Raw genomic sequence first — 14,836 nt, 5'->3', positions numbered from 1 at the left:
ATCAGAAAGAATAAGTACAAGCCACTCCTACTATATCCTTTCGTGCTTTACTCTCCCATTGACGGCAATAAAAGACATCCGCCTCCCAATCGGAAGACAACGGAAGAACCACTCCACCACGATAACGCATACGTTGTACATCAAACCGCTCCCCGCGATTCAACCCGTTATACATTTCAACAGAAGCATAAGGCTCTATTTTGCATTTTGGAATATCATAAGCCAGTTTAGCGCGTGAACGCCAAAGAAACTCATCGCCACCTCTATCGAAAGTATGTTGAAAACGCTCACGAAGTGAAAGTTTCAGTCTTTGTACGCGGGTGGAAAGCGTTCCGTCAAAATGGTAACGGTGACGAAATTTCCAACCGGATCCTCCACGATTACGATAATGAATTTCGTAGCCTGCCGCTACTTTCAGAAAAGGGAGTACCGAATATGACCCGCCTACATCCAATCCCCAACGGTCTGTCTTATTGAGATCATCTTTTGTACGCCACTCCAACTTTCCGGACAGGGTAAATGCTGGTTTTACTTTATATTTAAAACCGGTACTTGCCCAGGTGGTAAAATCTCTGTCCTGCGCATACAGAGAAACCGGCGCAATAAATAATACCACCACCAATAATTTATAGAAATTCCACACACAAGAAGTCTTCTTTATCATAATTACTTCAAAATATATCATTTAAGATTAGTCTCACGCTTGCAAAGCTAAAGATTAATTCTGTAATAATTCTGTAATATCAGACTTCTTTACCTAAAGACTGTCGTTTATAACCGAAAAAAACGACTATTTCCTCAAAGCCTCAAGTTTATTTCTGTAATAAAGCTCCACATCTTTCCAATGATAATAGGGAGCAACATCACTTTTAACAGGAAGTTTCGTTTCACGTTCATTGAGCAGGACTTTGACTAAAATATCATCACTTCCCTTTTTTCTATAGAATACAAACTGTATGTTACCGGCCATCGGGAAAATCTTATAATTACGCCATATCGCATCAAGTTTATCAAGGTCGTCTGTTTGGTATCCGCAATCGTCCAGTTCCAACAGGCATGCCAAAGGAAGAAGGCAGGATTCATGTCCAAAACGCAAAGTGGCATAACTGTCTTTCCTTACAACACAGGTATCTGCCGTATTCAATATATTTTCCAACAGATTGGCTTCCACAGACGGCATTTCTCCCTTGGTCAAAGGAGACGGTCCGAAAGAGATATACCATCCTCTGTTACTCAACTGCCACAAATCGTAACACTCTTCTTTTGTAAAAAGAGAATAAAGTTCCAAACCGATGTCATGACTCTGCATATTACTTGCCACATCGAAAAGCGAAGTCATCAGTTCGCCTGCATCCACTTTCCATTTCAAATAGTCCGTATTGGCAAACAATGTTTTCATCAAACGTTCAGGATGTATATGCTCCTTTCTGATAGCCTCTTTTGCAGCTTTCACTTCCGGTGACTTACGCATTTCCTTGATATGCGGATCACCGCTAAAGTTCATATAGTACATATCATGATAGCTGGCGTCGTTTTTAAACCGTAGCTTCGGATTCAACGCCTGTAATTGATTACATTCGGCCATCATGGATAAAATGCAGCGTATAACCACTGTGGAACGTGCATCAATCTCAACCTGTCCTTTAAAGATTTCGGGAAAATTCTTGTACATCCTTTCAGCAATTCCCCTGTGCTGACGTGCACCCAACGGAGTAAGTTCACCATATCTTCCTTTTGCCATACGCGACATGCTGTCAAGTACACAAAGCGTTTTTTTGCCAAGCCCGGTAAGTACCCCGTTACGGTCGGCTTCACGCATTACTTCCAATGGTTGCTCATAATCATCGGGGTCGATAAGAAAACGGGAACCGTGACGGGCGTAGTGACTTAAATAAAAAGGCTTGTAACCGGCAGGCGGAACAGTCTGTACGGCAGTAACCGCCGGATAAGCATAGTAATTGGCGGCAGAACGATGGACATCCGCGAAAATCTCTTCTTTAGCAGTCTGGGCGCTTATGCCAAGCACCAGAAGACAAAGGACTGACAATAAAAACAGGCGTTTCATAATTGTTTATTTTAGTAATTTACTCGTGTGAGATTTCTTTCAAGTACTTCTCTATCTTTTCAAAAAAGGAAGCCAGATGCGAACCATCTACAAAAGCGTGATTCACATATATGGAAAGCGGAAAGACCAGACGTTCTCCACGGGGCACCACCTTACCGGCGGTCATTAGCGGATGGCTACAACCGTTACCGGCTTCGGCAACGGTATAAGTAGTCGACGTAAAGTACATCTTAGGCACTGCACTCAAATGCACCACATCGTAATCGCCTTGCTGCATCAGTGTTTTTTCCGCACCGTAAGGGTCACCGTCTTCGGGGATATTAGTAATCAGAGCATACGCTTCGGCATAAAAACGTTTGAATTCTTCGTGATAAGGGATACGAACCGTATAAAAAGTCTTTCCCGGAACCGCAATCGGGGAAATGATATCAACCCGGTCATGAAAAATTACCTGTCCATCCTTGTCTATGCGATAACGGAGTTCGTTCACTTCGTTGGCCGAACGAAGAACCGCATACAAGTAATAAAGAAAAAAAGAGTGTTTTGATTGTTTTGCCGCAGTACTGGCCTCCGTACAATCTATTTCGGTCGTTACCGAATACCATGAATTTAAAAATGTACGGAAGAAACCGTAATTGTCGCGACGTTCCCAAGTGTCAATGTCGATAATGTGTTTCATAAATAAAAAAAGGATTATGAAAAAAGGACGCTTATACAGCATCCTTTCTTCGATTCAGTCTATTATTTTTCTTTTCTATAATTTTCCAATCCCGTCTGCAAGAACTCGATGTACTTCGGAATACTTTCATCGTATGAATACGACTTGTTCAAGGGTTCCCCCTCATTGTTAATCAACACATAGAAAGGCTGCGCATTTGCGCCGAACTTAACGCGTTGCAAGTAGCTCCACTTATCACCCACCGTACGCAATGTACGTTCCGTTCCGTTCTCCACGATTTTCACCGGTGAGGGAAGCGGAGTTTTATTATCTACATAGAGTGTTATAAGTACATAATCGTTATTGATAATATCACTGACTTTCGGGTCTGTCCATACGGCAAGCTCCATTTTACGACAGTTCACGCAACCGTAACCGGTAAAGTCCAGCATCACAGGTTTGCCATGCTGACGGGCATACTCCATACCGAGGTCATAATCATCAAACTTGGCATGTACTTCATTATTATAAAGATTGAAGTCCTGTGTCTGCATAGGCGGCGCGAAAGCGCTGACAGCCTTCAACGGCGCTCCCCACAAACCGGGAAGCATATATACGGCAAATGCCAATGAAGCCAATGCCATAAAGAAACGGGGCACACTGACCTTTGTATCGTCATCATCGTGCGGGAACTTGATTTTACCCAACAGATAGAAGCCAAGCAAAGCAAATAACACAATCCACAAGGCAAGGAACGTTTCACGGTCGAGTATGCGCCATCCGTACGCCAAATCCGCCACGGAAAGGAACTTCAGTGCAAACGCCAATTCCAGGAATCCGAGCGTCACCTTGATTACATTCATCCAACCGCCTGATTTGGGCATCGACTTCAACCAAGACGGGAACAGTGCAAACAAAGTGAACGGCAATGCCAAAGCGATGGCAAATCCAAGCATCCCGATAGCCGGAGCTATCATATTGCCGGTAGTGGACACTTGCACCAACAAGAAACCGATAATAGGACCTGTGCATGAGAATGATACCAATGACAGCGTAAATGCCATTAAGAATATACTAAGCAAGCCGCCGGTCTTTTCCGCTTTAGAATCTACCGCATTGCTCCACTTGGAAGGAAGCGTTATTTCAAAAGCTCCGAAGAAAGAAGCCGCGAAAACCACCAGCATCAGGAAGAAGAAGATGTTGAAGACGGCATTCGTTGATAGCGAGTTCAATGCATTAGCGCCGAAAAGTCCGGTAACCAATAATCCTAAACCCACATAAATCACTACGATAGATGCGCCGTACGTCCAGGCATCTCGAATACCTTTCTTCTTATCTTTACTGCGTTTCAGGAAGAAACTGACGGTCATCGGGATAATAGGCCATACGCAAGGCGTAAACAAAGCCAACAGTCCGCCGACAAATCCGGTGATAAAGATATAAATCCAGGACATATCTTCCTGCGAAGTAGTTTCGCCCAATGCTTTCAGTTCATTGATAACCGGTTTCCAGAGGTCTATGGTTCCATTATCGGAAACATTTATTCCGGTAGTTCCTTCAGCCCCGCCAATAACAGCCGTATCTGCGGCTCGAGCGGTTTCGGAAGAAGCGCCTTTTTGTGCAGACCGGGTATCGGTTGTTGCATCTGTTGCCGGTTCTTTAACGGCTATGCCTTCCGCCTTACCCGAGAACTTGAACGGTACCTGTGTAGGCGGCAAACAGTTTTCGTCATTACATGCGCCATATTCCAGATAACCTTCTACCTTATATGTGCCGCTGGTCAGCTTCAACTTCTGTACAAACTGAACCGAATTTGCAAAATAGCGCACTTTCATTTCAAACAGCTTGTCGAATGCGGCAATCTCTTTTCCTACGGGTTTCAGCTTGCCGACAAGCTCCGCACCGGTAATCTCCTCGACATTGAATGTTGCCGAGATAGGGCCGCCGTCACCCAAATCCGTCGAGTACACATGCCAGCCTTTATCAATAGTTCCGGTAAATACAACCTCTGCTTCACCCGCCTGTAAAGTCTTTAATTCCGACTTAAACTTGACAGGTTCTTGTATCTGCGCCTGCACCACCACGGTGAAGAGCAGCAGAAGAATGGAGAATATACTTTTCTTCATTTGATTTTCTTTCTGTTTTTTAATTTATACTTCATAGTCTACGCAAGCGCGGCTCTCTTTAACCCCGGCAATGAGTTTGCCGGCAGCTACATGGTCGGGATGCGCAGCGTAGAATTTCACATCGTCCAACGTATCGAATTCGCTGTAAAGGGCGATGCTCCAAGTTTCGGCAGGATTGACGTTCAATCCGACTTCAATCTTACGTATAACGGATATTTTAGCAGGAAGCGCTTCAATGGCTTTCTTAAAATTATTCATCGCAGCTAACTTTTCGTCAGCGGGGGCTTCGTCTTTCAGCTTAAATAATACAATATGCTTTACCATAACTTTGTTATTTAAATGATTTATATCTATATTTGTCAATTGAAACGGTTGCTTTTTTAAAACCGCAAAAATACTCGTTTTGTTTCAAATATACACTTAAACGGATGTTAATAATAGGAATTGCAGGCGGAACCGGGTCGGGAAAGACCACCGTCGTACGTAAAATTGTTGAAAGCCTGCCGGCTGGTGAAGTGGTATTATTACCTCAGGACTCTTACTACAAAGACAGCAGTCATGTGCCCGTAGAAGAGCGGCAGAATATTAATTTCGACCACCCGGACGCTTTCGACTGGGGACTTTTGTCCAAGCACGTATCCATGTTGCATGAGGGTGAAAGCATCGAGCAACCCACCTACTCCTATCTGACCTGCACCCGTCAGCCTGAAACAATCCATATCGAGCCGAGACAAGTCGTCATTATTGAAGGCATCCTCGCCTTATGCGACAAAAAGCTGCGCAGCATGATGGACCTCAAGATTTTTGTAGACGCGGATCCGGACGAACGCCTCATCCGTGTCATTCAGCGCGACGTCATCGAACGCGGACGTACGGCCGAGGCTGTGATGGAACGTTACACCCGTATTCTGAAACCCATGCATCTGCAGTTTATAGAACCCAGCAAGCGATACGCCGATCTTATCATACCGGAAGGTGGAAACAACCGGATAGCGATTGATATTCTTACGATGTATATCAAAAAGCATTTATAAACAACCGATTCTGCAGATATGGCCGAGCATACTTCCCCAGCCAAGCGTAAATTGTCAGCTCTCCATTGCCAATTGCTGATTGCAATCATATTGCTTTGCAGCGTTATGGGATGCCGCGGCAATCATAATGCGGTAAAAGAACAAGAGGAAATCGGAGATTTGCAGCAGATAAAAGACAGCGGAGAGCTGGTGGTATTGACTTTATACAGCTCCACGTCCTACTTTATCTATCGCGGTCAGGACATGGGTTTTCAATATGAATTGAGCGAACAGTTTGCCAAAAGTCTCGGCGTCAAGCTGACGATTAAAGTGGCCGGAAGCGTACATGACCTGATTGAAAAGCTTCTTGCAGGCGAAGGCGACCTCATAGCCTATAACCTGCCCATCACTAAAGAATGGAAAGACAGTCTGATATATTGCGGTGAGGAAGTGATTACCCATCAAGTCATTGTACAACGTGCAGGCGGACGTACCAAACCGTTGAAAGACGTAACGGAACTCATCGGAAAGGATGTATACGTAAAACCCGGAAAGTACTACGAGCGCCTTGTCAATCTGGACAAAGAACTGGGTGGCGGCATCCATATCCACAAGGTAAGTAATGATAGCATCACGATAGAAGACCTGATTATGCAGGTTTCGCAAGGTAAGATACCGTATACCGTAGCGGACAATGATGTAGCCCGTCTCAACACCACCTACTATCCCAACCTGAATATCGGACTGTCCATCAGTTTCGACCAACGGGCTTCGTGGGCCGTACGCAAAGATTGTCCGCAGCTTGCGGAAGCCGCCGATAAATGGCATGAGGAGAACATGACATCGCCGGCTTATACAGCAAGTATGAAGCGGTATTTTGAAATCAGCAAAGCCATTCCGCACTCTCCTATCCTGTCTCTGCGGGAAGGAAAAATATCTCATTTTGACCATCTTTTTAAGAAATACGCACCCGACATCAATTGGGATTGGCGTTTGCTGGCATCGCTGGCCTATACGGAATCCAACTTCGATACTACCGCCGTTTCGTGGGCGGGTGCAAAAGGATTGATGCAGTTGATGCCCGCCACCGCCCGTGCCATGGGGCTTCCCCCTGGAAAGGAGCAAGACGCGGAAGAGAGTATCAAGGCTGCCACGAAATATATCGCCGCTACCACCAAGAGCTTCTCGGCAATTCCCCAAGAAGAACGGATAAATTTTGTCCTGGCGTCGTATAACTCCGGTATCGGACACGTGTTCGATGCCATGGCATTAGCCGAAAAATACGGCAAGAATAAATACGTATGGCGGGATAATGTGGAGAACTTTATCCTCTTGAAAAGTAACGAGGAATACTTCACAGACCCGGTTTGTAAGAATGGTTATTTCCGCGGTATAGAAACTTACAACTTCGTTCGGGATATAACGGCAAGGTTTGAACAGTATAAGAAAAAGATAAAAAGCTGATTCACAGCAAAGGATAAACGGAAGTACAGCGTTTTTTAGACATAACAGTTTATTCTTCCGCCTGAGAATAGATACAATGCAGCTTCCCCTGCGGTGAAAACCTCAAAATAATTTCAGCCGATTGGCTTTTGCCTCTTCGAGAGAAACTGTTTCAAGCTGCTTCTCCTGATTTTTCTCGCGCAACCGCTGATATTCGTTAGAAAGCTTCTTAACCAACTCTTCCTTTTGAGTAGGATTCATCAAACGGGCTGCTACCGTCGCATTCTGCGAAGCATCTTTCAGATGGATAACCGGAGCATGATAAACAGGAGCAATCTTTAATGCCGTGTGCAAAGGAGAGGTAGTGGCGCCACCTATCAACAACGGTATATCAAGTCCCGCCTTCTCCAGCTCAATGGCAACGTGCACCATTTCATCCAGCGAAGGAGTGATAAGACCGCTCAGTCCAATCATATTAACCTTTTCCTCTATGGCTCGCTGCACAATCGTTTCAGCAGGAACCATTACCCCCAGGTCGATTATCTCATATCCGTTACAAGCCATTACCACGGAAACAATATTTTTTCCAATGTCGTGCACATCGCCTTTCACCGTAGCAAGCAGTACCCTACCGGCAGAGGCAGCTCCTTCCTGCTTCTCCGATTCAATGACAGGCTGAAGAACGGCCACCGCTTTCTTCATGGTACGCGCCGTCTTAACCACTTGCGGAAGGAACATCTTACCTGCACCGAACAAATCGCCAACATGGTTCATTCCGGCCATTAACGGACCTTCAATGATATCCACAGCTTTGGGATAGACTTTCAAGGCTTCGGCAAGGTCTTCTTCCAAATAGTCCCCTATACCTTTTGTCAAAGCATACTTCAAACGCTCCTCTACGGTATCTTTACGCCAGGCAAGCTGAGAGTTGGGAGTTGAGAGCTGGGAACGACCGTCAGAAAGAGAGCTCTTGGCGGCTTCCGCCTCGGCTTTCAAGCGTTCGGCAGTCTCAATCAACCGTTCGGCGGCATCCGGACGACGATTGAGGACGACATCTTCGATGCGTTCCAGTATATCAACGGGTATATCGGTGTAGAGTACGGAAGTGGCAGGGTTTACGATACCCATATCCATTCCCTCGCGAATGGCATGATAAAGGAACACCGCATGCATCGCTTCACGAATATAATTATTACCCCGAAATGAAAACGAAAGATTGCTAACTCCACCGCTGACATGAGCGCCGGGCAGATTCTTCCGTATCCAACCGGTAGCGCGGATAAAATTGACCGCATAGTTATCATGCTCGTCCATACCCGTAGCCACAGCAAGTACATTCGGGTCAAAAATTATATCTTGCGGATTGAAACCGACCTTATCTACCAACAGACGATAAGCACGTTCGCACACTTCAATTCTGCGTTCGTACGTATCCGCCTGCCCTTGTTCATCAAAAGCCATTACGACTGCTGCAGCACCATACCGTTTTATAGTGCGGGCATGTTCAAGAAACTTCTCCTCGCCCTCTTTCAAGGATATGGAATTGACAATGGACTTTCCCTGTGCACATTTTAACCCTGCGACTATCACATCCCACTTGGAAGAGTCTATCATTACAGGAACACGGGCTATTTCCGGCTCGGAAGCTATCAGATTGAGGAAAGTGGTCATTTCCTTTTCCGCATCCAGCAAACCGTCGTCCATATTTATGTCGATAATCTGCGCTCCGTCTTCTACCTGCTGACGGGCGATACTCAGCGCTTCATCATACTTCTTCTCATTGATTAAGCGCAGAAACTTGCGTGAGCCGGCAACGTTGCAACGCTCGCCCACGTTGATAAAGTTATTTTCGGGTTTTACCTCCAGCAGCTCCAAACCGGAAAGCCAAAGATTATCGGGCGCCAAAGCCGGTATACGCGGCACGGCTCCTGCTATCAAAGACGAGTATGCAGCTATATATTCATCCGTAGTACCGCAGCAACCGCCTATTATATTTACCAACCCTTCGTGGACATACTCCCTAATCTCATCCGCCATTTCGGCCGGAGTTTGGTCGTACGTACCCAGGCTGTTAGGCAATCCCGCATTAGGATAGGCACTGATATAATAAGGAGCGCGAGCGGCTAATTGCTCCAGAAAGGGTTTCAATTGACGAGCCCCGAAAGAACAGTTAAGCCCGACAGAAAAAATATCCGCATGCTGCACCGAAGCCAGAAATGCTTCCAGCGTCTGTCCGGACAAAGTACGTCCGCCTATGTCGGAAACCGTTACAGAAAGCATTAACGGCACCCGGACGCCGATAGCCTCCATCGCCTGCTCCGCAGCGTATATCGCAGCCTTGGCATTCAATGTATCGAATATGGTTTCAATCAGCAACGCATCTACACCGGCTTCGAGCATCGCCTCCATCTGTTCGCGATAAGCGGCAGCCAGTTCATCGTAGGTCAATGCACGAAAAGCAGGATTGTTGACATCCGGGCTCATGGAGCAAGTCTTGTTGGTAGGCCCGATGGATCCTGCCACAAATCGCGGTTTATCGGGGGTTAAAGCCGTAAACTCATCGGCAACTTCACGCGCCAGCCTCACGGCAGCAAGATTTATCTCACGCACATATTCCTGTACGTGATAATCGGCCATGCTGACACTTGTAGAACTAAACGTATTGGTTTCGATAATGTCTGCACCCGCTACAAGATATTTACGGTGAATATCCTGTATTACATCCGGACGTGTCAAGCAAAGTATATCATTATTGCCTTTCAACTGTCCGGGAATCTGCACAAAACGTTCTCCGCGGAAATCTTCCTCCGTCAAGTTGTATTGTTGTATCATGGTGCCCATAGCACCATCCAAAACAAGGATGCGCTCACGCACCAGCATTTCAATAGAAGCCATAATTATCTCTTGAACATACGCGCCATATCGCGTTTATCATCTTTTTCCTTTAAAGCCTCGCGCTTGTCATATTGTTTCTTACCCTTTGCAAGAGCAACTACTACCTTTGCCAATCCTTTTTCATTGATGAACATACGGACGGGTATCATGGTAAAACCGGGGTCCTTCGAACCGCGCTGCAACTTATCCAGTTCTTTCTTTGTCAACAGCAGTTTGCGCTCCCTGCGTGCATTATGGTTATTGTACGAACCATAAAAATATTCGGCGATATGCATATTCTTCACCCATAGTTCACCATTGGCAAAGTAGCAGAACGTATCCACCAGGCTCGCCTTTCCCAAACGGATAGATTTAATCTCCGTACCGGTGAGCACAATGCCCGCAGTATAGGTATCTACCAACTCGTAATCGAATGTAGCACGTTTATTCTTAATATTTACAGGAGCTTGTTTCATAAAATCAATCAGTTCAGCACTACCGTCAGTTTATTGAATACGAATTCTATCACTGCCGGACAAGCTATTAACAAAATGGAAGAAAGAATGGTGAACCTCAAACGGTCTTTTTCCGCTATTTTCATCAGAATAGCGCTTCCTTCCCACACCACATATACAATATAAAACTGAAGCAACAGGGCTATGATACTGAAATCGGGCAATATGCCGATTATGATTTTCAGCAGAAAAGGCACTACCAGCGCATAGCCGGCAAACTGTTGCACCAAAGGGATATCATTGCCCATGGCAAACATACGGACACGCAACCCATTGATGAGATAGGCCGCCAAGAAATATCCTCCGAACAAGGATACCGCCACCGCGCAACATTGCGTCATGGCATATTGAAAACTTTGCGGCCCGCCCCACCCCTTAGCTACCAAAGAGCCGATAAAGACGGATAATCCGCATAAACCAATCATAGGATAGACAAAAGCCGTAAATACTTTTCGCCTATCCTCTTCCAAACGAATTTCCTCCCAGGCACGTGCCGGAGAGGAAATCAGTTGCATTGCTATATGAAATAGTTCTTTGTAATTCAATTAGTTACTTTTAGATTGTGTACTCCAATTCAACGAAATAGAATAATCCGTATAATTTTCCGGTAAAGTGGCACCGTCTACATCCGTTTTTGCCTTAACAATTATTGTTGTAGGATAACTACCGTTTTTATCTTTAAAGTCGTCCATGATATTTTTTATATTATAAGCTTTATTTCTAACGGCAAAAACATCTGTTTTCGTATCGGTACCCTTATCGTGTCTCAGATAAAAGACGAGTTCCGTACCGCTTTCCGCTTCATCGCTATCGATATATACCAAACTCAAAGTATGCTGTTTCAGCATTTCTTCTTTGTTCTCCATTTTCCAGGAAACCGGTAAAACCAGCATCTCCGTACCGTACATCCATGGCTTATAAGTCTGTCCATAGTTATCTGTCGGTTCTAAAGTAACAATAGGAGCATTTTCAGGCACCATTGTCTCCATATCTTCTATGGAAGCCGCTTCCTCCGTTTGATAAGAATCCACAGCAGCCGCACTGACTAACTTTATACGAAAAGTTTTCGGAGTAGTATTGGCGTCCGCTTTAGTAGTAGGGGTATCTTCTACATATTTAAAGGCAATATAAGCTAAATCCGCTTCCGACATCTTAAATCCCTGCGCCTCCATTTCTACCACGGAAGATGATGTAGGATAATATGTATTCCCGTTAGGATCAATAAAATAGGTTCCCATTATGGTGCGTACATATCCTATTCCGTCATACATGCTTTCGCCCGCATCATCACTAAGGCACGAAGTCAGAGAAACGCCCATTAATAAGGTAAAGGCAACCATTAAGAATTTCAATTGTTTCATAAACATTATTTTTTAGAGTTTGCAAAGATATAAAATTCAATTCACATAATGTAAATGCAGCAACTTAAAAAATACTGCAACCGTTACTTTATTATTTTCGCAAATAAATCCAAATGTTCATCTACATAACTGGCAACCAATGCCGTATATTCCTCTTCTTTTTCCAGAAACTCATCTTCCAGTTCATCAAAAGCCTCATACTGTTCGTACATAGCCATAAATTCGTCGTCGGTACGCTCACGTTCCAAATCTTCACGATGGGCATCATATATCTTCTTGGCGGCATACACCAGCTTACTTAAATCGCCCACCCCCCACAAACGCATAACTTTGGCAAACGGATTAGCGAAAATATAGCCGCCGTACCCGTTTTGTATCAACTGGCAGAAGCCTCCTTCCATGAGTTCGTCACGGAATATCTGATACGCCAGCAACGAATGCTGCTCTCCCGTAAGCAGAGGCATCGTTTCAGCGGTCAGCCCGCCGCCTATTACTTCCTTATATGTATCTGTAAATACTTGGATGAAAGCATCCATTCCTTCGCCCGCAGCCTGTTGCAGAGCGGTATCAGTAACTTCTACCATAATAATATGTATTGGATTAGGCTACAAAGTTAATACAAAAACTGCAAAGTCCACTTTACATTCCACAGAGTTACAACTTATTATTACCTATTTTTAATAAAAAAGTCAAATTGAACGGTTGGCAGAAACCAAGAAAACGACTACCTTTGTGACCGTTTAATAAAACATAGAACTACGTTTTTTTTAATTATAACTTAAAAAAGAGCTAATTATGACTTATTCACACGAAGTGGAACACATGTGTGTTGTAAAGAAAGGTCCTAACCACGGACCGGCTCCCATACCCGAAGAAGGCAAATGGGTAAAATCAAAAGAAATAGTTGATATTTCAGGTCTGACACATGGTGTAGGTTGGTGTGCTCCTCAGCAAGGCGCTTGTAAACTGACATTGAACGTAAAAGAGGGTATCATCCAGGAAGCATTGGTTGAAACAATCGGTTGCTCCGGTATGACCCACTCAGCAGCCATGGCAGCTGAAATCCTTCCGGGCAAGACAGTACTCGAAGCATTGAATACCGACCTCGTTTGCGACGCTATCAATACAGCAATGCGTGAACTCTTCCTGCAAATCGTTTACGGACGTACTCAGTCTGCTTTCTCTGAAGGCGGTTTGATTATCGGTGCCGGTTTGGAAGATTTAGGTAAAGGTTTGCGTAGCCAGGTAGGTACTTTGTACGGTACTTTGGCAAAGGGTCCCCGTTACCTGGAAATGGCAGAAGGTTATATCAAGACTATCGCTCTTGACAAAAACGACGAAATCTGCGGATACGAATTCGTTCACATGGGTAAATTCATGGATGAAATCAAGAAAGGTACCGATGCCAACGAAGCATTGAAGAAAGTTACCGGTACTTACGGACGCTTCACTGCCGAACAGGGAGCTGTTAAACACATTGATCCACGTCACGAATAATATAAGGAGGAAAGAAACTATGATTAGAGAAGTAAAATTTGAAAGTCAAGACCGTCGTATCAAAGGTATCATCGAAGCCTTGAACGCTAACGGCATCAAAGACATCGAGGAAGCCAACGCCATCTGCGAAGCTGCCGGACTCGATCCTTATAAGACGTGTGAAGAAACTCAGCCCATCTGTTTCGAGAATGCGAAATGGGCTTATGTCGTAGGTTGCGCCATCGCTATCAAGAAGGGCTGCAAGAATGCTGCCGATGCTGCCGAAGCCATCGGTATCGGTTTGCAGGCATTCTGTATTCCGGGCTCTGTGGCTGACGACCGTAAAGTAGGTATCGGTCATGGTAACCTGGCCGCCATGTTGCTCCGCGAAGAAACCAAGTGCTTCGCTTTCCTGGCCGGTCACGAATCATTCGCTGCCGCAGAAGGCGCAATCAAAATCGCCGCTAAGGCCGACAAGGTACGTAAAGAGCCTCTGCGTTGTATCCTGAACGGTTTGGGTAAGGATGCCGCACAAATCATCTCCCGTATCAACGGCTTTACTTATGTTCAAACTCAATTCGACTACTATACGGGTGAACTGAAAGTAGTTCGTGAAATCGCATACAGCGACAGTCCCCGTGCCAAAGTAAAATGCTATGGCGCCGACGACGTTCGCGAAGGTGTAGCCATCATGTGGAAAGAAGGCGTAGATGTATCCATCACAGGTAACTCTACCAACCCGACCCGTTTCCAACATCCTGTTGCAGGTACTTACAAGAAAGAACGCGTTCTTGCCGGTAAGCCTTACTTCTCAGTAGCATCAGGCGGCGGTACAGGTCGTACGCTTCACCCGGACAACATGGCTGCCGGTCCTGCTTCTTACGGTATGACGGATACGATGGGCCGTATGCACTCAGACGCTCAGTTCGCCGGTTCTTCATCCGTTCCCGCTCACGTGGAAATGATGGGCTTCCTCGGTATCGGTAACAACCCGATGGTAGGATGTACGGTAGCTTGCGCGGTTGACGTGGCTCAGGCACTCAGCAAGTAATTTAATTACATAACGCATTATTAAGTCCCTATAACTTTACGGTTATAGGGACTTTTGTTTCATACCCCTGCCTATCTTATGAAACAAAGTGTTTTTTATGCGTTTGAACACTTTGTTTCAAGGCATGAAAACAAAAAGTTCCGCATAGCGAAACAAAGTGTTCGCCAGTGAGGAACAAAATGTTTCTCCGAGAGAAACGAATAGTTTTCATACGGTGGAACAGACAGTTTCACTTGATGGTACTTTAAGTTCCA

At 45.2% G+C, this 14,836-nt stretch carries 14 protein-coding genes; 4 read left to right on the top strand and 10 right to left on the bottom strand.

Annotated features, from left to right (window positions below; genetic code table 11):
• Window position 1: 1 nt before the first annotated feature.
• The 5 genes from I2F54_RS13785 to I2F54_RS13765 form a co-directional block, all read right to left on the bottom strand.
• On the bottom strand, window positions 2–685 hold the full coding sequence (locus tag I2F54_RS13785) for a DUF2490 domain-containing protein (protein ID WP_195501489.1): 684 nt from the start codon (window positions 683–685) through the stop codon (window positions 2–4).
• Between the two features lie 105 nt (window positions 686–790).
• Complete coding sequence (locus I2F54_RS13780; protein WP_148359991.1) at window positions 791–2,065, bottom strand: histidine-type phosphatase; 1,275 nt, start codon at window positions 2,063–2,065, stop codon at window positions 791–793.
• Window positions 2,066–2,084: 19 nt separating this feature from the next.
• Window positions 2,085–2,744: a CatA-like O-acetyltransferase gene (locus tag I2F54_RS13775; protein ID WP_022217635.1), complete on the bottom strand. Its 660-nt coding sequence runs from the start codon at window positions 2,742–2,744 to the stop codon at window positions 2,085–2,087.
• A gap of 62 nt (window positions 2,745–2,806) precedes the next feature.
• Entirely contained in the window at window positions 2,807–4,849 is a 2,043-nt protein-coding gene (locus tag I2F54_RS13770; protein ID WP_195501488.1) for a protein-disulfide reductase DsbD family protein, read from the bottom strand.
• Window positions 4,850–4,873: 24 nt separating this feature from the next.
• Window positions 4,874–5,173: a Dabb family protein gene (locus I2F54_RS13765; RefSeq protein ID WP_009120489.1), complete on the bottom strand. Its 300-nt coding sequence runs from the start codon at window positions 5,171–5,173 to the stop codon at window positions 4,874–4,876.
• Between the two features lie 104 nt (window positions 5,174–5,277).
• Between I2F54_RS13765 and udk the strand changes: the two genes are divergently transcribed.
• Together udk and I2F54_RS13755 are read left to right on the top strand one after the other, a co-directional pair.
• Entirely contained in the window at window positions 5,278–5,883 is a 606-nt protein-coding gene (gene udk, locus I2F54_RS13760; RefSeq protein WP_009120488.1) for a uridine kinase, read from the top strand.
• Between the two features lie 105 nt (window positions 5,884–5,988).
• Window positions 5,989–7,326, top strand: coding sequence for an MltF family protein (locus tag I2F54_RS13755; RefSeq protein ID WP_039950177.1), 1,338 nt, complete (start codon window positions 5,989–5,991; stop codon window positions 7,324–7,326).
• 102 nt (window positions 7,327–7,428) lie between these two features.
• Here I2F54_RS13755 and metH read toward each other — a convergent pair whose 3' ends face one another.
• The 5 genes from metH to I2F54_RS13730 all read right to left on the bottom strand — a co-directional run bounded on the left by metH (window position 7,429) and on the right by I2F54_RS13730 (window position 12,639).
• The gene (gene metH / locus I2F54_RS13750) at window positions 7,429–10,200 is read right to left on the bottom strand and encodes a methionine synthase (protein WP_195501487.1); all 2,772 of its coding nucleotides are present in this window, start codon (window positions 10,198–10,200) and stop codon (window positions 7,429–7,431) included.
• 2 nt (window positions 10,201–10,202) lie between these two features.
• Window positions 10,203–10,655 carry an SsrA-binding protein gene (smpB, locus tag I2F54_RS13745; RefSeq protein ID WP_009120485.1) on the bottom strand — a complete coding sequence of 151 codons (453 nt, stop codon included), beginning with the start codon at window positions 10,653–10,655 and terminating at the stop codon, window positions 10,203–10,205.
• 8 nt (window positions 10,656–10,663) lie between these two features.
• Complete coding sequence (locus tag I2F54_RS13740) at window positions 10,664–11,239, bottom strand: Yip1 family protein (protein WP_009120484.1); 576 nt, start codon at window positions 11,237–11,239, stop codon at window positions 10,664–10,666.
• Window positions 11,240–12,055, bottom strand: a complete 816-nt coding sequence (locus tag I2F54_RS13735; RefSeq protein ID WP_229097203.1) for a hypothetical protein — start codon at window positions 12,053–12,055, stop codon at window positions 11,240–11,242.
• Between the two features lie 83 nt (window positions 12,056–12,138).
• The gene (locus tag I2F54_RS13730) at window positions 12,139–12,639 is read right to left on the bottom strand and encodes a DMP19 family protein (protein ID WP_009120482.1); all 501 of its coding nucleotides are present in this window, start codon (window positions 12,637–12,639) and stop codon (window positions 12,139–12,141) included.
• Window positions 12,640–12,850: 211 nt separating this feature from the next.
• Between I2F54_RS13730 and I2F54_RS13725 the strand changes: the two genes are divergently transcribed.
• Together I2F54_RS13725 and I2F54_RS13720 are read left to right on the top strand one after the other, a co-directional pair.
• Complete coding sequence (locus I2F54_RS13725; RefSeq protein ID WP_004290317.1) at window positions 12,851–13,552, top strand: iron-sulfur cluster assembly scaffold protein; 702 nt, start codon at window positions 12,851–12,853, stop codon at window positions 13,550–13,552.
• Between the two features lie 19 nt (window positions 13,553–13,571).
• Window positions 13,572–14,582 (top strand): GGGtGRT protein, encoded by a 1,011-nt coding sequence (locus I2F54_RS13720; protein ID WP_195501485.1) that lies wholly within the window; start codon window positions 13,572–13,574, stop codon window positions 14,580–14,582.
• Window positions 14,583–14,836 lie beyond the last annotated feature (254 nt).

This window comes from Bacteroides clarus (assembly GCF_015555825.1).
GTDB classification, from domain to species: Bacteria; Bacteroidota; Bacteroidia; order Bacteroidales; family Bacteroidaceae; genus Bacteroides; species Bacteroides clarus.
The sequence above is the reverse complement of the archived record's forward strand: the minus strand, read 5'-3'. Positions and strand labels throughout refer to the sequence as shown.

What these genes read in the sequence shown, in the direction of transcription:
- I2F54_RS13785 (WP_195501489.1), bottom strand. Translation starts at nt 685, where the DNA reads ATGATATATTTTGAAGTAATTATGATAAAGAAGACTTCTTGTGTGTGG.
- I2F54_RS13780 (WP_148359991.1), bottom strand. Translation starts at nt 2,065, where the DNA reads ATGAAACGCCTGTTTTTATTGTCAGTCCTTTGTCTTCTGGTGCTTGGC.
- I2F54_RS13775 (WP_022217635.1), bottom strand. Translation starts at nt 2,744, where the DNA reads ATGAAACACATTATCGACATTGACACTTGGGAACGTCGCGACAATTAC.
- I2F54_RS13770 (WP_195501488.1), bottom strand. Translation starts at nt 4,849, where the DNA reads ATGAAGAAAAGTATATTCTCCATTCTTCTGCTGCTCTTCACCGTGGTG.
- I2F54_RS13765 (WP_009120489.1), bottom strand. Translation starts at nt 5,173, where the DNA reads ATGGTAAAGCATATTGTATTATTTAAGCTGAAAGACGAAGCCCCCGCT.
- udk (WP_009120488.1), top strand. Translation starts at nt 5,278, where the DNA reads ATGTTAATAATAGGAATTGCAGGCGGAACCGGGTCGGGAAAGACCACC.
- I2F54_RS13755 (WP_039950177.1), top strand. Translation starts at nt 5,989, where the DNA reads ATGGGATGCCGCGGCAATCATAATGCGGTAAAAGAACAAGAGGAAATC.
- metH (WP_195501487.1), bottom strand. Translation starts at nt 10,200, where the DNA reads ATGGCTTCTATTGAAATGCTGGTGCGTGAGCGCATCCTTGTTTTGGAT.
- smpB (WP_009120485.1), bottom strand. Translation starts at nt 10,655, where the DNA reads ATGAAACAAGCTCCTGTAAATATTAAGAATAAACGTGCTACATTCGAT.
- I2F54_RS13735 (WP_229097203.1), bottom strand. Translation starts at nt 12,055, where the DNA reads ATGAAACAATTGAAATTCTTAATGGTTGCCTTTACCTTATTAATGGGC.
- I2F54_RS13730 (WP_009120482.1), bottom strand. Translation starts at nt 12,639, where the DNA reads ATGGTAGAAGTTACTGATACCGCTCTGCAACAGGCTGCGGGCGAAGGA.
- I2F54_RS13725 (WP_004290317.1), top strand. Translation starts at nt 12,851, where the DNA reads ATGACTTATTCACACGAAGTGGAACACATGTGTGTTGTAAAGAAAGGT.
- I2F54_RS13720 (WP_195501485.1), top strand. Translation starts at nt 13,572, where the DNA reads ATGATTAGAGAAGTAAAATTTGAAAGTCAAGACCGTCGTATCAAAGGT.